The sequence below is a fragment of the Paenibacillus sp. oral taxon 786 str. D14 genome, from assembly GCF_000159955.1.
GTDB lineage: Bacteria > Bacillota > Bacilli > Paenibacillales > Paenibacillaceae > Fontibacillus > Fontibacillus phoenicis.
In genome coordinates this window covers 66,001-83,914 of the sequence record NZ_GG695982.1, presented here as the reverse complement: position 1 = coordinate 83,914, position 17,914 = coordinate 66,001, and the positions used below count along the sequence as shown (strand labels likewise).

General features: G+C 47.5%; 12 protein-coding genes. 2 read left to right on the top strand and 10 right to left on the bottom strand.

Translation table 11 applies throughout. The features are described from left to right. Nucleotides 1-19: 19 nt before the first annotated feature. The 3 genes from POTG_RS22785 to POTG_RS15195 form a co-directional block, all read right to left on the bottom strand. Complete coding sequence (locus POTG_RS22785) at nucleotides 20-5,641, bottom strand: S-layer homology domain-containing protein (protein WP_009225720.1); 5,622 nt, start codon at nucleotides 5,639-5,641, stop codon at nucleotides 20-22. Nucleotides 5,642-6,029: 388 nt separating this feature from the next. After that, a complete protein-coding gene (locus tag POTG_RS15200) occupies nucleotides 6,030-7,211 on the bottom strand; it encodes a glycoside hydrolase family 130 protein (RefSeq protein WP_009225719.1) in 1,182 nt (393 codons plus the stop codon). Nucleotides 7,212-7,282: 71 nt separating this feature from the next. Next, complete coding sequence (locus POTG_RS15195) at nucleotides 7,283-8,461, bottom strand: AGE family epimerase/isomerase (protein ID WP_009225718.1); 1,179 nt, start codon at nucleotides 8,459-8,461, stop codon at nucleotides 7,283-7,285. A 155-nt stretch (nucleotides 8,462-8,616) separates the two neighbouring features. Here POTG_RS15195 and POTG_RS15190 point away from each other — a divergent pair, with 155 nt between their 5' ends. Then, nucleotides 8,617-9,684: a LacI family DNA-binding transcriptional regulator gene (locus POTG_RS15190; RefSeq protein ID WP_036645751.1), complete on the top strand. Its 1,068-nt coding sequence runs from the start codon at nucleotides 8,617-8,619 to the stop codon at nucleotides 9,682-9,684. Here the strand turns inward: POTG_RS15190 and POTG_RS15185 are convergent. Further along, nucleotides 9,635-10,501 carry a carbohydrate-binding protein gene (locus POTG_RS15185; RefSeq protein WP_009225716.1) on the bottom strand — a complete coding sequence of 289 codons (867 nt, stop codon included), beginning with the start codon at nucleotides 10,499-10,501 and terminating at the stop codon, nucleotides 9,635-9,637. The genes POTG_RS15190 and POTG_RS15185 overlap by 50 nt on opposite strands. A 301-nt stretch (nucleotides 10,502-10,802) precedes the next feature. Here POTG_RS15185 and POTG_RS15180 point away from each other — a divergent pair, with 301 nt between their 5' ends. Next, nucleotides 10,803-11,222, top strand: coding sequence for a hypothetical protein (locus POTG_RS15180; protein WP_009225715.1), 420 nt, complete (start codon nucleotides 10,803-10,805; stop codon nucleotides 11,220-11,222). Between the two features lie 36 nt (nucleotides 11,223-11,258). Here the strand turns inward: POTG_RS15180 and POTG_RS15175 are convergent, their stop codons facing one another. The 6 genes from POTG_RS15175 to POTG_RS23995 all read right to left on the bottom strand — a co-directional run. Then, complete coding sequence (locus POTG_RS15175) at nucleotides 11,259-11,645, bottom strand: hypothetical protein (protein ID WP_009225714.1); 387 nt, start codon at nucleotides 11,643-11,645, stop codon at nucleotides 11,259-11,261. A gap of 118 nt (nucleotides 11,646-11,763) precedes the next feature. Then, on the bottom strand, nucleotides 11,764-12,903 hold the full coding sequence (locus POTG_RS15170; protein WP_009225713.1) for a tetratricopeptide repeat protein: 1,140 nt from the start codon (nucleotides 12,901-12,903) through the stop codon (nucleotides 11,764-11,766). Next, nucleotides 12,809-14,752: a GLUG motif-containing protein gene (locus POTG_RS15165; protein ID WP_009225712.1), complete on the bottom strand. Its 1,944-nt coding sequence runs from the start codon at nucleotides 14,750-14,752 to the stop codon at nucleotides 12,809-12,811. Before POTG_RS15165 ends, POTG_RS15170 begins: the two co-directional genes overlap by 95 nt. Nucleotides 14,753-15,203: 451 nt before the next feature. Next, on the bottom strand, nucleotides 15,204-15,503 hold the full coding sequence (locus POTG_RS15155) for a hypothetical protein (RefSeq protein ID WP_009225711.1): 300 nt from the start codon (nucleotides 15,501-15,503) through the stop codon (nucleotides 15,204-15,206). 85 nt (nucleotides 15,504-15,588) lie between these two features. Continuing rightward, nucleotides 15,589-16,602 carry a DUF262 domain-containing protein gene (locus tag POTG_RS15150; protein WP_009225710.1) on the bottom strand — a complete coding sequence of 338 codons (1,014 nt, stop codon included), beginning with the start codon at nucleotides 16,600-16,602 and terminating at the stop codon, nucleotides 15,589-15,591. A gap of 58 nt (nucleotides 16,603-16,660) precedes the next feature. After that, nucleotides 16,661-17,914, bottom strand: a 1,254-nt coding sequence (locus tag POTG_RS23995) for a VWA domain-containing protein (RefSeq protein ID WP_036645714.1), incomplete at its 5' end; no start/stop codon positions are given.

Below are 17,914 nucleotides of genomic sequence, written 5' to 3'. Positions count from 1 at the left end.
CTGCCGTCTCAACACTTCACTAGTACATTAATTCCAGCAATCGGTGCACTACTGTCGCACCCTGTGCCCGGCTCACGGCCTGTTCAGGTTCGAATTTGCCTGCAATGCCCTGAATCAGCCCGGCCTGTTGCATCTCAAGGGCAGCAGCCTGCGCGAACCCGCTGATGTCTTCCTGGTCGGCAAAAGGAACGGATTCCGAAGCCGTCAAGGATACACCCGCCGCTTGTACAGCACGAGCGAGCATGACTGCCATCTCTTGTCTTGAAATCGTCTCATTGGCTCCGAAGGAACCGTCTGCTCTTCCTTGGACAATGCCTGCGAGCGCAGCACGCGCCACAGCTTCGGCATACCAGGCATCTTCTGCTACGTCCTTGAAGGTTGCGGTGTTGTCCGTCGTTTCCGGAAGATCTAGTGCACCTGCCAGCATTTTGACAAATTCAGCACGTGTAATGCTCTTTTGAGGGCTAAACTGTCCTGCTCCATCGCCTTGGACAATTCCTTTAGCCGCCAGCGACTGGATGGCATCGGTTGCCCAGCTCAACCGCGAAGTATCCTCGAAAGAAACCTTTACTACCGCAACGGCTACAATCCCCGGCTCCTTGGCTATAAATTGAACATGTCCGGTTTCTGCATCATAGCGAGCCGTTTTAATCACTTCATAGATTCCTTGTTCGTTTACACGGTACACAACAACCTGGCTGCCTTGCTCACCCGGCTGCAGCTGGTATGGAATCGCAACCGCCAATGCCTTGTTCGGGAATGCCTCTACAGACTTGCCATCAAGCTCAAGACCAAATTCAAAAGCGGAGCCTGCCGTCTGCAAGCCAATTGGCAGATCCGAATTGTTGATCCGGTTCATTGTTACACTTAACTCAGAAGAGACTTCTCCTGAATTCACTGCCCACAATCCCTTGTTCAATGTGATGCTGGCCACGCCGAGATTAAGCTTGATGTCTTCAACAGATGGAGCTAGCTGCTGAAGCGGAAGCTTCAACGTAAGCTCATCCGTCTTGTCGGAGATAGCGGCGGCGAGCGTAAATACGCGTCCCGTGAAACCATTCATCGCCTTGATGATATCTTCCGGTTTTACGCTGAGATTCAGCTTTTCAGCATCTGTAAGCCCCAGGTTGATCGCTCCCGAAGTGATTCCCGTCGCTCCTGTTGGAGCTGGCTGGGAAGGGGACGGTGTAGTCGGCGTCGGCGTAGTTGTTCCTGACCCGCCCGTTCCAGTACCCGGGTTAGTACCTGGGTTGGTGCCTGGGTCAGTACCTGGATCTGTTCCTGGGTCAGTACCTGGGTCCGTTCCTGGGTCAGTGCCCGGATCTGTTCCTGGGTCAGTACCTGGGTCCGTTCCTGGGTCAGTGCCCGGATCTGTACCTGGGTCCGTTCCTGGGTCCGTTCCTGGGTCCGTTCCTGGGTCCGTGCCCGGATCGGTACCTGGATCTGTTCCTGGGTCCGAGTTGCTCACAAGATGTATCTCATCCACATATAACGTGCCTGTCTGAGCAGAAACCTGGTTCAAGTAAATATTGAATTCCACGATATGACGAGGATCCAAAGTACCTGAACCGCCATACCATGACGGATAATCGAATGCAGAGAATGGAATTTCAATCCACTGCGGTCCGCTGCCCCCCTTCACCTCGACATTGGCTTCCATATATTCGAGTGAGCCTTCGCGCAATTGAATACCCAGCTTCAAGTCTGAAGCGTCAGGCTGTACCCAGAGCTTCACAGCATCATAATCAGACCAGTCCACATTCGGCAGAGAGGTAATTACGCCTCCATATCCGTCACTTCCAAAGTCGTAATCGATTTTCATGGAGTAGGCCCCTTCAGCCTTCACATCATCACTACGAGTAACTTGAAGATTATTGGTCGGGTTCTTGGTGCTATAGTGCTGCGCAAATTGTAGTTCATCTGCATAGGACTCAAAATCATCGATAACTCGAGTCTGGATGAACTTCACATCATCCAGATACAATAGGCCGGTATCCGGCGCATTCCCGGACTGTATATAGAAGCCGAACCAGTTAATTGCCTGTTCGGTGAAGTTGCCGAGCGGCAGATTCACATAGACTGGCTCTGTACCTGAGACATTCACTTCTTTTTCCAACTTCGCCCCATCTTCACGCTCGAGCACCAGCTTGATCCGGCGTTCGCTGCCATCAGGCTTGATCCAGAATTGAAGCGTGTCATATGCACTGCGTGTAGCAGGCTGAAGCGTTTTATTAAAGCCTACCTGTGAAGCCGTTCCGAGATCATAGTCCAGCTTCAGCGCAAAATCACCATTAGCCTTCTCTGTCCGGGTAAGCCCCAGGTTCAACGCCCCTTGCCCAGCCTCGATTTCGTAAGCTCTGTCAAGAAGAAGCTCTTCTCCGCCATAACGTTCTCCATCTTCGATCACATTAGCCGGGAAGGGTTCCGGGAAGGAGATACGACCTGCTCCCACACCGATCTGAACTTTACTGATCTGCGGGAAGCCCAAGTCCGTCGTCGGCGGATAAGCAATCTTCAGATAGCGGATTCCTGCAGGCATATCCTGAAGGCTATAATTTGTCTTCATCCAGTTGCCGCCCAGAGCATCCTTTTCAGCATCAAGAAGTACGTAATCTTCGCCATTTACCGAACCATAGATACTAAAAACATCTTCTTCTGCATTTCGGGAGTAAGTCTCAATCTTGAATGAGTGCATATCCCCCAAGCTGCGATAGATAACGCTGGCACTGCTTCCGATCTGCGCCGGTGCCAATCTGGATGCATCCCCACCCGTATATTCCGGAGTGGACTGATCAAATTCCAGTTCGCCTTCCTTCGAGAAAATAAACGAGTAATCGTTCATGTCGTCACTCAACACGCCATCCTCCACCAGTGGTTGAACCGGCTTGAGCAGGCTTCCATCTCCGAAATACTCGAGTTCAACCGAACGGACAGTACCGGAGGCTTTGCTACCGTTCGGGTACTCAATCTTCAGGAGACTATAGTGAGGCTGTCCATGGCTATAGGTCCAGGTGTACATATTCCCCGTACGCTGCACCATCAGCTCTTCAAAGTTAATGCCATCCTCTGAAGCGGAGAACTTGAACTCTCCTGCTGCTCCCTGAGCGATGTCAGCCTTAACGCTAAAGGAAACCAATCTGCTTGGTGTTCTATACACGACTGAAGCATCGTCATAGTAGTATTGCTTGGAGTTGTCATACAGGTTGTCGACAAGCACGTATTTCGCTGCGACAGGTCCCATGGCCTCAGACCAAACACTCTCCCCGCCTTCATTCACACCTTTTACCCGGTAGTAATAATCCGTCCCGGTCTCGGCGGTGAGGTCGCTGTACATCACTTCACCCGGTGCAACATCATCCAGAACTCCCTTTGCAATTTGCTCCCAAGGGCCATTTGGATTCGTGGATCGTTCAATCGTATAAGAGCGCGCACCCGTCGCGCCTTTCCAGCGAAGCTCTGTTACGGAATTCGTCGAAAAGAGTTCCGGTGCAGGCTCCGGTGCAGGCATTGACGGAGTAGGCAACCCCTGGATCTCGTAAGCCTTCTCCCGCATAATCTGGATTACAGTAGATGCCTCGTAATAATCCCCGGACGGGACGCCAGGCCAATGATATGGCCGATATAGGATATCGTCTACGACCATCTCATCATGTTGGATGTAACCGCCCTGGGCACTATGCGGCCGCAAGCTCCAAATCAAGGCACCGGATACACCGTTCTCAATGACTGCATCCAGCATAGCCTCTGTTTCCTTTGCCTTCTTAAAGCCGAATTCACCTACCAGGAATGGCTTTTTGCCAACTGACCGAGCTTTGTCCTCCTTCACCCTTGCAGCATAATTGCCGCTGTAATAGTGACTCTTCACGATATCGATGTTCGGATCGTTCAGAGCCGCTTCTGTAATATTCGTATAGTTGTGCGGCAAATCCATCTGGTTGCCAGAGATCAACAGTTGATTCGGATTGATCTCTTGGTAGTGCGCAGCGATCCGGCTCATCCATTCCGGAGCCGTCATCAGCTCATTGCCGGTCTCCCAGGCCAGAATCGCAGGGTCATCTTTATATCTCACGCCCGTATACACATTAATGTGATTCAATACCTGTTCCATGACGGACTCAAAATCTTCGATCAATTGTGGATCACTGTAGAAATCCATCCGCTGCTTGCCGCGGAATGCTGCAAAATCTGTAATTCCACCTGGCGGCCAATCCCAGTTATCAATAAACGGAATAATAACGCGTACGCCATATTCGTTGGCCAGCTGCAGTAATTTGTCCATACTGCGGAAAGCCTCTTCATTGATCGTCGCAGGCCCGTCAATATGACGAAGGGCATTCGGAGCATCCTTCACATCTCTTACCGTGAGCGAATACGTCCGGAATACTCTGCCGCCGGTTTGCTGAATCGTACGGATCGCATCCTCCTGCTCAAAGACCGTTGGCACAATGCCCCCCTGCTCATCTTCGTTAAACAAGGCGCCCGGGTAATTGTAAGAAATGAATCGGAATTCTTCATTTCCATCCATGAGCTTATCTCCGGATACGCTGATAAAGTTGTCAAAAGCGGACGGAATAGTATGACGAGATCTGTCAAAAGCATCCATTGCCAGCTTCAGCGTACTTAAGGCGGCTGCGAGTTCCGCTTCATCTGAAGCCAGGTCAGCAGCTACAGCCTCCGCATCAGCGATTGCATCAGCATACTCATTCCAGGCATCCGCGGGATATTTTCCGACTTCATCTCCTTGTTCAGAACGGTCACGCAGTTCTTTCGCAAGCAGGATCTGAACCTTAAGCGCATCCGCCTTGTCCGGATCAGCAACCGGACCGGCCGCTTCACTCCATACCGCTTCGCCGGCAATACCGGTGCTGTCGATTGGAGTAACTTGAAGCTTGATGTACTTTCCTGCTTCGGCATCCTTTAGAACATAGCTCCTCCCTGTCGCTCCTGGAATCGGCTGATATTCCCCGTCCTCTTCCGAAGATTGATACCACTTCAGAACTGTATATCCTTCTGAAATGCCGGATGGATGGGAATAATCATAGGTTCCTGTCAGCACCCCGGTCACATAGAAGTCACCATTAACTTCTACATTAGCAGCCGACGGCACTTCTGCGGGCCGCGGAGCTTCAATGAAGAAATCATCGAAATAAGCCTCCCCCTTGATATCAGACACATACACGATAACTGCGCTGTTGCTGCCGCTGTTGAAGTCAATCGTATAATGGGTCCAGTCTGTGGAGTTGGAGGTCATCCCCTCTTGAATCGTGGTTTCATCGCTATTTAGCACTTTATAAAACGACCCGCCATCTCCCTTAGCATAAAAAGAAAACGTATAATCCGTATTCGGATCCACAGTAACCGTGTTCTTCAATCCAGCGTAATCCTGATTGGAGCTCGTAATCTTCATCCCGTAGCTGCCGGAATGATATACCTCATCCGTTACACTAAACTTGGTGCTTCCGCTGGTATTCCAATGCGTGAAGTCCCCCAGCTCGAACCCTCCGTTCTCTACGAGGTTCTGCGGATCCGGCAGCGGATCGGCCTGGACTTTATTTGTGCCCAACACAGGCTGAACCAGACCCAGCATTAACGCCAGCACCAGCGACAAGACCGTGCCCCTTCGCATTGCCTTTTTTCTCATCTAACTCTCCCTTTCCCCGTTCAAGGCTCCCCAACCTCTGTTACCGCTTACAATAAAAGTATGAATCCTGCTTCAAGACTAAACCAAGGATTGAGGATGACGGATAAACTTTAATTCAACAAAATTATATTGTTGATTTCAATGTAAGTCAACAAAATTAAATTTTGTTTAAGAAAATACAGAATTATACCGTCCAGGAAGGGTTACATCCACGAAATTCTCTTAAATACCAGGAATATTACACTCCCCCCCCATTTCAATTAATTTCACCTTTTAAGAACTTTACGATTATTTTTTCATAAAAAAAGACTATTCCAAGGTTATTTCCCTACGGAACAGTCTTTTTATCACATCTTAACTTTACTATTGAGCCGAAACTTCTCCCGGCCTAACGTCCAAGATACTTCAGATTACGGTCTACCAGTTCAATTCGTTGCTGCACGCAGGCATAGGAACGCAGTGGATCCTCCGGTGTGTTGAGCACATAGTCCAGCAAACGGTCTACCGTCGTTGTAGCCACATGACAACGGGTGTCAGAGGAAGCATAATACAGGTACACATCTCCATTTTCTCTTGCAATCAGTCCATTTATAAATACAACGTTCGAGACATCACCAATTCGTTCTTCACCTTCAGGTGCAATCAAATGTCCCGCCGGTGCATGGAGCAGCTTGGAAGGATCCTGCAGATCAGTAAGGAAAGCATAAATCACATAGCGCAGACCTGCGGCTGTATTCCGAACGCCGTGTGCGATGTGCAGCCAGCCCTTTTCGGTTTTGATCGGAGCGGGCCCCTGACCATTTTTCACTTCTTTAATCGTATGATAATAACGGCTGTCAATAATTGATTCACTCTCAATTACCGCTGGATTCATGCTCTCAGACAATCCCCATCCGATTCCTCCGCCAGAGCCTGCATCAATGAAGCCATCCTGCGGACGGGTGTAAAAGGCATATTTTCCATCCACAAACTCCGGATGCAGCACGACATTGCGTTGCTGGGCTGATCCAGTCTTGAGATCCGGGAGCCGTTCCCAGGTTTTCAAATCCTTTGTCCGGGCAATGCCGGCCTGTGCCACCGCACTCGACAGATCGCCTGGAGCCGCATCAGGATCCTTTCTCTCTGTGCAAAACACACCGTAAATCCAGCCGTCTTCATGTTTGGTCAGACGCATATCATATACATTCGTATCTGCATCTTCTGTCTCCGGCATCACTACTGGATGATCCCACAGCCGGAAGCCGTCAACTCCGCTATCACTCTCTGCAACAGCAAAGAATGATTTGCGGTCCACACCCTCCATTCGCGCAACCAGATAGAATTTTCCGTTAAGCTCGATTGCACCCGGGTTAAAAGCCGCATTTACGCCGATCCGTTCCATAAAGTAAGGATTCGTCTCCGGATTGAAATCATAACGCCATACCAGCGGGGCATGAGCATGAGTCAATACGGGATGCGCATATCGCTCATAGATACCATTCTCTGAGAATAAAGCTTCATTTTTGCGGGAAATCAGAGCCTCATAGCGCTCCTCAATCTGCTGCTTGCGTTGTTCAAACAATGTAGTCATAGGTTATACACAGCCTTCCTTCAATAATTTAATGTAATTAACAGTTTATCCCTTTAAATTAAATGCAACCTCTACAGGCGCTCTATTATCTCAAAGCAGGCCCGTCCGTTATGGTATGGACATTTCCACTCATTAACCTTCGGATCGTTGAGATCGTGATTACCCGCCCGGTCTGTCTTCCAGTACCACTCGCCATGAACCGGATCGACAATATGCTTACGAGTGAATTCCCAGCATTCTGTAGCCGCCTTCATATACCGTTCTTCTCCGGTCATCTGCCAAGCATTCACAAAGCCTACGATCGCTTCGGCCTGCCCCCACCAATGCTTATCGGTGTCGAAGACGCCATTGACATCACCTTCCCACATTATCGCTCCATCACTGTCCATCCCTTCTGCCAACACGGCATCAGCCATCCGCAGCGCGATGTGTCGGGTACGTTCCAGCAACTCAGGATCTCCGTATACCTCCGCCGCTTCCATCAGCAGCCAACTACCCTCAATATCATGTCCGTAGGAAATGTGGTGGGACTTCAGGCTCCAGTCTTCATCAAAAAATAAGTGGAAGTGTCCTTTCTCTACATCGACGATCCGATCCAGCATATCCTTGATCAATCTGCCAAATTGTTCTTTGAGCTTAGGGGTTTTAACAATCCGGTAATAATTCGTGTACGCCTCCAGGACATGAAGGTGGGTATTCATTGATTTTCTGTCGTTCTGGTCCAACGTGCTGAGACGCAAATCTCCGGCTTCAGTCCAGTCTCTTGCATAAGCTTCAACATATCCGCCGTGAACCGGATCGAATCCCTTCTCTACCACCTCGAATACTTCTTCAGCAAGAGGGAGAAGATCGTTGCGTCCCGTAGCAAGGATAAATTCAGCCAGAGCATAAAGGTAGAATGCCAACCCGTAAATCTGTTTTTTGGTCTGGAACGGATGTCCCTTATAATCGACCATCCAGAAATATCCCGGATATTCCGGATCCCGGAAGTAAGTTTCAAGATACTGCAATGCCCGCTCCGCCATGTTCAAATACTCGGGCTTTGGCTCATGACGATAGGCACGTGCAAAGGTCCAGAGAATACGGGCGTTTAGCACCAAGCCCTTCGGCGCTTCCGGAGACACTGTCATATCACTGTTAATTTGCCCGACAAACCCTCCATGCTCTGCATCAATAGCATGCTTTAACCAAAAATTAAGAATATCATGCAATTCTTCATTCATTTCCTGTTTTAACTGTAACGGTTTCAATTCGTATCACCTCTATTTTGTTAGCTAACTAATACGATTGTAAACTAACAAAATAACAAGGTCAACTTGTTTCGCTAACAAAATATCTTGTAAACCTAACGGCAATTCGATAGTATATACATCGATACCTGCGGAATAAGAAAGGGTTTATGAAGATGAAAAAAGTAACCATGCAGCAAATAGCAGATGCGCTTGGACTTTCCAAATATGCAGTTTCAAAAGCTTTAGCTGGCAAAGAGGGGGTATCCCCCCAAACCCGTGAAAAAATCATCGATACTGCCACTCGGCTAGGATATTTCAAGCAGCAACGGACCGTCAAAAATCATGAGGAGCATAGTAAATCCAGTACATCAGGACAAGAACTTCGTGGACATGAGAAGCAGACCGTTGCTGTGTTGATGCCTAATATCAGGCTGCAGACCATGGACTCCACTTTCTGGAGTATGATTGTGCAAGGGATCGGCCAGGCTCTCTCTCGCCTTGGGCTCGGCATGCTTATCCTGACGGAGCAAACCCCGGAAGGGTTCGAGCGGCTGCTGAAGCCGGATAGCCTGCTTGGCGTCATCGGCGTCGGGGAGGTTTCCACGTCGATGCTGCTGGAAATCAAGCGGCTTGGGCTTCCCTTTGTTCTGACAGATCACGAGGATCCCCTCGTTCCTTCCGACACCGTCTTCGCCTCCAACATTGACAGCACTGCCATGATTACCGGATATCTGTGGGCGCTGGGCCACCGTTCCTTCTGGTTCCTGGGAGAAACACGCTATTCACGAAGCTTTACCGATCGATGGATCGGCTTCCGCAAGGCGCTGGAGGAGAACGGCCTCGATATTCATCCATCAAGCCATCAGCTTGCGTTGTCCAGTACGGACCGGGACGCAAACATCCTGCTGCTGCACGAGAAGATCAGGGAATATTCCGAACGCAGCGAGCCGATTCCGACCGCCTGGGTATGCGCCAACGACGAGATTGCGATCGCGGCCCTTGCCGTGCTCCAGGAAAAGGGAATGAACGTCCCCGCCGCAATATCTGTTACCGGCTTCGACAATATCGAGGAGAGCCAGCGTACTTCCGTGCCGCTTACCACCGTGAATGTGGATAAGGAATCCTTGGGCGAACGCGCGGTTGCCGCCCTGCTGGACCGCGTCCGAGAGCCGGGCAGACCTCGTGAGAAGATCAATCTGGCTTGCGATTTTGTCGTTCGATCGTCAACGGGAAGTTTATAAAAAGAAAATAAGTCCGGACAAGAGCTAAGCTCCTGTCCGGCCTTATAGTCCATTTTGTCCCCGTGATCTCCAGATCTCTCCCGCACCCGGCGGCTACCGCATTTGCGTATTGATCGGCCAGAATTGATCGGCCATAAGAATCTGTAGCTCCCGGATACCAGTTATCTCCGCCGTTATAGTGTAATAAGCCGTTATAGATGTTACCGAATCTAACAATCTTCTCATTCAAAATCAGTGCGCCCATATATACCTGATCCTGTTCACTGCTGTGATTATAGGCATGCCCATATTTTGCACTAAATTGAGACAAATACGCATTCCGCGTGTTAGGTTCAACCTGCATCAATCCGTCACCGGCTGAAGGGCTGCCCGACAATCCATCCCCAAAGTAGCTTTCCTTCTTGATGACGGCACTGAGCAATAAGGCAAAATCCCCGCCTTTACCATAGGCATTGTCTGCATTCATGACATAGGTCCAGATGCGGCTTGGAACCTCCGCTGGCTTAGTTACTGTAGTAGGCGGGTTAGTTGGTGGATCGGATGGTGTAGTTCCTCCGCCGCCACCGCCGCCGCTGCTTAACGACCATAGAGCAGGAACAACTGGCGGTTCCCAACCAACAAGGGAAGTATGCGCTTGAATACAAGTATAAGTACTTCCGTTATAAGTTACAGTATCGTTGACGGCATAGGAAGTATTAGGAGCCCATGCTCCTCTGGAGGCTGCACTCGCTGGAAGAACTGCGAGAAATGTAGATAGGAATACGGCTAAAGCAACTAGAAGTGAAGCAGCTTTAATAGACACCTTTCTACGAATCATTTGGATACCTCCTAGTATTATAATTTGCGACTCACTCCGGATATGAGCCACAAACTTGTAACCGCTTTATATTCTATTTTTACATATATTAATTAATAAAAGAAATATATTACATTTCGATCATACAAAAGGATACAAATAATTCCAATAGTACTTAAGGACTAAATAACTGATAAAAAACGATTCATAAAAACGCAACGTTAACTATACTTATTTCTTCTCAACTGGTAGTTGAATCTGTGAAAAATTCAAATAGGAAGTTATTGTTCATTCCAAGGCGCGCCCCCTACAATGGGGATACATGAAGGAGCGTGAATACAAGCATGAAGGAACAATTGGCGAGAAACATAAGTATCTACCGCAAAGAAAAGAGGCTGACGCAAGAAGAACTGGCGCAAATCCTCGGGGTTTCTTTTCAAGCCATATCCAAATGGGAAAATGCCCAGACAATGCCGGACATATCTTTGAAAACTATAAGCAATTTACGAACGAAAACGGCCTGCACGTCTTGAACGTGTTTGTCCATAAACCGTTTATCGCCCCGCCCCCTGAGAAAGAGCCCAACGCCTACAAGTGGTACTCGGGTGAACTGCTCTCCCACTACCACAATTGGCTGATCAAAGACAGCTCAGAAGTTGTATTCGACTGCCATTCCTCAGGGATTCCCCACAAACATGCCATGACGAAATTAATTGCCCAGAAGATGGGTTCCCTAGACTAGCGAAAAAGAGGGGCTTGCGGCCCCTCTTAACTGTGCTTATTTTACCCTTAAAGCTTGTTGCAGCAAGGTTGCAATCCCTCCAGCGACGAGCCCCCACAATGCATTTGTTAAGAGTACACTCACGATCGCAAACGGATTGGTGATTGGCCCTTGAAGCTGCCCTTCCAGAATGGGAGAGAGAATCGCACTAAGCAATATGGCATAGACTCCGTAGGTGATTCCTGTATACAGAAGCGTTTTGACAGGGTGTGCAACACGGGACAGAACGACGATCCCAATCCATAGGATCGAAATAAATACAGTAACCGAAATGCTCCCAAAAGGTTGCCCGATAGCTTCAAGTAAACCCAACATACTCATTAAAGGTCGAACCAGCGCCAACGAGGCTAGGGCAAGGACAAAAGGTATATTCACGTTCTTCATGATGGTTCAGCTCCTTTAGAATAACTCATGCTCCTCCTTACCGAAGGGCTGAACCCATCTTAACAATAAAATGTTGTGAACTTATTGCGATGATTTACAGGTTATATGAAATTGGTTTCTATAAAATATTCGGGAGCGGCTTCTGAATCAGTACTTCCTCCGCAAAACGTTGGATCGCTAAAGTGTGCTTTCCTTCAAGTTCAACATTTCGTCGCGCTTCCGCCGTCACCTTTTTCACCCGTTGGTATAGCTTTTCCAAACAGCTCTCCGCCATATGATCATGCTGGATTTTCATAGGGAGCAAGATCGCGCCTACTACCCCCAATAGATTAAATACCTTTTTCCCCTTCTCTTGTTTCAGTCTTTTTTTCATTGCCGCAGAGATTTCCAAAGCTAAGTCCAGATTCTCTTTAAAGATCTGTTGCGTGGTTGCCGATTTTTCTTTAAATCGATTCACCAAAGCGGTTAACCCTACGACCAAACGATTGAATTCGGTTTGGAAAAGAGTAAATTCCTTATAGGATGTAGTAAAGTCCACATAGGTGTTTAAGCTTTTGAATTGCTTAATCACGGGGAGCTTTTTCATATAGAGTTCATATAATTGGGTGTAGTGTTCATGGAATTCCCCTACGAGACGATTATACGAATAAGGGATACGCTTCCCTTCAACTCCGCCAACATAAACAAAACGATATTGCTTAAAGTCCGGATGCAAATGCTTGTACCTATAATCGATGATGGAATTATCAAAACCGTTGTATTCCAATTCCCCCTCCGACCACTTGGAGTGAGTATATCTGTGAAATTGAACGGCTTCCATTTGGGAGATCGCTTGATTGAGTTTCGATTCTAATGCGGTTTTGAGTGAGGTCAGCAGCTTCTCACGCTCTTGGTGGTACGGATGAAAGGCGCTGTCCATCAAGGAAATGGCAAAATACATCGGATTGAGTTCGATGGCCTTTTTCAATTCGGACATGGCTGAAGCCACATCTTGTAATAGCGCATAATATCTTGCTTTTGCATATGTATAATCGGATTGATGGCTGTGATGAAGGGCCTGGTTCATAGCGTGCAGCGCTGCTGGGTAGTCGTTCACTTTCTCATAAGCTTGGGCGACTAAAGAATAGCTATAGGCCAGAACTTCAGGGTGATCCGGCGCGAAGTTAAGGCTCTCTTGGGCATAATGAACGGCTTCTGGATAGTTTTTGACTTTCCATAAATTCAGGGTTAATTGAACGTAAGAGCGGTAATGTGTCATTATCGGTAAAATACAAATCCACATCCAGCTTCAGGCCGCTTCTGCTGATCTTCACGGTCCGCTCAACGATCGTACTCTTATTGCCGATGTCATCCATCGCTTGCGCCTGGATCTTCGTTTGCCCTTCTTCCGTCACCTCTAAGCGGATAGGTGTACCGTTAAATGCACGATCCTCCCACTCCTTGTCACCGACTTTCACACGAATCGTGTGAACATCTGTCTGCCTTGGGTTAGCGGCGCTGTGGTCGATCGCCACTTCCACTTTGGCAGCATTGGTCCAGCCGTCGGGATGAAGGGTGATCGTCGGCGGTTCCGGATTTCCGCTGTCCACGACGATGTCGAGAGTCTCGGACTTGTCGAATAAGGAGACGGTGATCGTCGCTTTGCCGCCTTTGACGGTGCTGACCTCCCCGTTAGGATCAACACGCACAATTTCGGGGTCATCCGGATCAACGCTATACCTGGCGGTTGTTGTCGCATTGTAGCGATCCCCGTTTTGATGTTCCGTATTCACGGTAATGTGGGTCTTGTCGTCAAGGTTCAACTGATCGTTTGCAATGGACGCAGCCCAGGAGATGAGCGGGTTTTGCCATTGGAGAAATGGCCGATGTCCGTCGTACTGGTACCAGCCCTCTGTGAGATCCCAATCCTTAAATGTTTCCGGATCGCGGAGATCCGCCTCTTCCACAGGTATTCCGATTCCATTGTCAGGGAGTTCACCATCCGTATAGCTATCGGTCAACCAGTAGCTGCCGGCGACCTCAATGATATTTCCTCTTTCTTCATATTCATTATTCGCCCCGACCAGCCCGCCAGTCTCAGAATGACCTGTTACCTTGCCTGTCGCGTAACAATGCTCAACTTCTATCACTGAACTTATTGGCGAATCGTAACCATTTGTAACATTAAATCCGATCAAACCACCCACGTATTGCTTACCGTTGACATTCCCTGTCGCATAGGAGTTCTTAATTCTGACCACACCAGATGGAAGGGCTTCAGCTTTACCAACAAATCCACCTACAAGCTGGTCTCCATTAACCTCCCCAGTCGCATATGAATTCGTGATTTCATTGACACTTCCTATATTTCCCGATGAAATTATGCCAACTAAACCACCTACAAGATTATTTATGCCCGCAACGTCACCAGTTGCAAATGAATCGCGAATCGTAATCTTTTTACCAGTCGAACCCCTAAATAGACCTGCCAGACCCCCGACTTCACGCTCTCCGACAACTTCGATATGGGCGGATGACCCGATCACGTCATTTCTAACAATACCGGCTAACCCGCCAACCTTCATTTCTCCTCGAATAAGGGTTCCCGTTACCGTACTGTTTTCAATTATCCCGTAGCTATACCCTACTAACCCGCCGATGTAATCATACCCCTTGATCTCCACGACCTCGAGATGGACATTCCGGATGACAGCCGTTTCTGACGTTACTCCAAACAAAGATTGGTAGTTCTCATCTTCACGGTTGATCTTTAAACCTGTAATTTGATAGCCGTTGCCATCAAATGTTCCGGTAAAAGGAGAAGAGTATTCCGTTGCGATTGGCAACCATCCTTCTCCGGAACTGTAAGTTGAAAGATTAATATCGGCTCCCAATTTGAAATGGGCATCCAGATAATCTCTCACTTTGTTCAGCTGTTCAGCGGTTTCGATAATATACGGGGCTTCTTCCGTGCCTGAGCCGCCGGCAAAATCACTGCTTAACGGCGCGAATGCACCGTCATCGGCGGCCTGAACCAATATGCCGACATTCCCAAACAGTTGTGTCCAGGTCCATCCGAAAAAAAGAACTAACGCCGCCAACAGAACGGATGATTTAAACGGTCTCATTTTCCTTTCACTTCCTTTCTAATGTGCGGAGACCGCAAGTTCCACATCATTGTCCGTCATAAAGTCCACTCCTCGCCTTCTCCAAGGCTTCCAGATCAATTCTTTCCATCGCAAGCATGGCCTTGTTCACGCACTCCTTTCATGTATATTGTGGTGTTGATTCCAACTCATTTTTCTATACCACAATACCCATGATGGAGAACCATCATGAGTATTGTGGAGTTAATTAAAGGTGAAAAACAGCCTTCGAAGAGACTGCTTAGATAAATTCCGACGATAATTGACCCAAAAAGAAAAGCATCTACTCCCTTAAAAATTGGGAGTAGATGCTCTTTTTCTTTGCTTTTTTTCATCGAAAAGAAAAATGCAAGTTTTTCAGTGGCCTCGTCGATAGCAAGATAAATTAACGGACGTCGAAGATTAAACTCCGACGCCCAAGTTTTCAATTAACTCAATCCACTTTTCTAGCAGGGGGAATAGTAGAGTGTAACAAGTTTAAGTGAAATTTAATGTTATCTATAATTCTTATAGAGTGATTTATATAATGTATCAGTTGCTCTTCTCGTTCTTCCAATTTGTCTGCCCGTTCTTTTTCTAACTGATATTCTTGTCTTAAATCGTAGTTAATCATTTCCACTTCTGCACGTTTCTCTTGTTCTTCTCTTGCGAATTCAAGCCAATATATCAATGCAGCATCAATAGGTTCTGTCTTAGCTCGTTCCATATCCTTATTCCAGTCTCTCTGATTCATGATAAACTCCCTTCAATTTATCGTCTTCTTCTCTGGCGGATAAAGTAGTTTCTGCTTGACCAACCTTCTCAGCCACCACGGAAACTCAGTCCAGTCCGATAGACGAAGTGAGTTGCGCTGAGTGACTTTCGGTCAACACAAATTGATTCATATCTTTGACCATGTAATTTACTCGGTTCGCAATAAATTGCTTACTTGTCGCCCCTTTTTGGCATAATTGACCATAAGGGCTGTCAGGAGAGTACCGAACAATTAGAAATGATTCTGCCCATTCGCCAAACTGATCTTCTGTCCAGTTTTGTTCCAGAGCATAATCCACTGCCTGAAATAAGCTCCCAACGTGAACCTTTTTAAGCATTTTACGTTTTTCCTTATCCCAATTTCTGAATGCCGCGTCCATATAGTCAATTTTCTGTTCAATAAGTTCCATAACACGGGCTGGAACCTCATCCAAACCGGATATAAATTTGTTTAGACTGGCTCCCCCAAAATCAATATCCTGTTTTGTCGTTGAAGCAATGAATTGCCAAATTAGCTGTTCGTCCACATACCGATTGCGATCTGCCTTGGTAAAAGCAATTTTCTCGAAGAATAAATGCTGTCCCAACTCTTGTACAGCTTCGCGCACAGCAGGACTCACTTTGACTCTAGTCTTCTCTGTTGATGTCAACGGAACCGACTGATTCACTCGATAAAACATCTCTTCTACTTCTTCAAAGGTACATTCTCGAAATTCTGTTACCGTGAAGTTGTATGTGAGAAACTCAAACTGCGTATCAGATGATAGTTCTTCAAATTTCTTCCCAGCAATGATTTCTCCATTGAAATCAGCTGTTCCCTTACTGAGCTTGTAGTCACCGTCAGCAAAGAAGAAAAGAGATTCAAGGCGTTGTCGCCCATCAATGACCCAGATATATCCGTCTCCGTTATCCCAAACGAGAATGTTTGGAATATAGCGATCCCGAATTACTGAATCAACCAGATACGAACGGCGATCATTCTTCCAAACGCTATTGCGCGGAAACGGAAGATCGAAGCGGATGCGATCACGCATATTCAAAAGGCTTTTTGTAGTACGTTGAATACTCGATCTTTTCATAATAAGTAGCCCTCCTAAAAATAAAGAACAGGACAGAAATGATCTGCCCTGCTCTCTCTCATATTTCAAACGCCTGATACACCGACTCATCTTCAAAAGTAGATGCTCTTACAATTCGATCTGAAAAGCCTTCCACCCCTTGTATAGACTCCCTGCCAAGTAGCAGAGACAAGACTGAAAATCCCTTTTTACTCTTCAACTCATTCCACGACTGTAGGAAACGCTCGCTCACATGAGATTCGCCGTCTGTCACAAAAACAATATCTGCCTGATTAAAGCGGCTCTGTTCGATGACTTGACTTGCTGCCCTAAGTGGAGGTTCAAAGCTTGTTCCTCCACCTAAAAAAATAGTGGCAAGCTGAATCATATCCTGAACGACAATTGTTCCACGCTCATAGATTAATGGGGCAGCAGCATGCGAAGAAAATGGAATCCATGCAAAGTCTCTTCTTTGCTTACGGGCAATACTCATCAAGGCAAGGGCAAATCCTTTGGAAATGGTATCTTGTCCACTCATGCTTCCGGATTGATCTAGGCACAGGATGATTGGCCCCTTACCAAGCTGTTCAGGCCCCTTTGTATCGTACTGAAGCGTTTGGCCTTCCACATATCGCCGTAAGAAATCCATTTTGGTTATTGGGCTAGCATAAGTGCCAAGTTCCATCGGGAGCAGTTGTTCTATAGAGTTTCCTTGCTTTATCCCATTACGGTTAATAGCATCTTTGTGTTTGGAACGCTGTTTTTGATTAGCGATCACCTTCATCCGACCTGCCCACTTTGCAATGTCCTTCATCTTCTTATCATGACTCAACCTTTCGGCCAGAATCAGTTGATCTTTCAACGGAACCTTTTTCAGCTCACTCTCACCGCTTCCTGCCTGCATACCTCCCAAAAGAGATTTCACATTCTCCTTGGCTTCTGTTGCTTCTTGTGCAGCTTTGGCTAACATCTTAGATAGTTCATTGCCATTTTGATTCAAGGCTGAGGATAACGCCTCTGACGCTTCCTGTGAGGCTCCTGCCTTTCCATTCATGTAGTTTTGAAGTGCATCAGCTAAGTTCTGATCCCTTTGCACTTGTTCCTTCACCCAGCCAAGAACAGTCTCGCTGTACTTTGTTGTGCCAAGTGCAGCGGCCAGATCATCCAGACGAGTAAATTCACGAAACTCCTGATAGCCTTCGTCTGACATCACCCGTTCCATAAGCTGATGATTCATTTCTAGCCCTTCAGGAACTTCCTCCAGCAACTCGGGCTTCATTTTAAATAGACCTGCCCACAAGTCACCCATTAAAGGCTGAAAAGAGGGAAATAA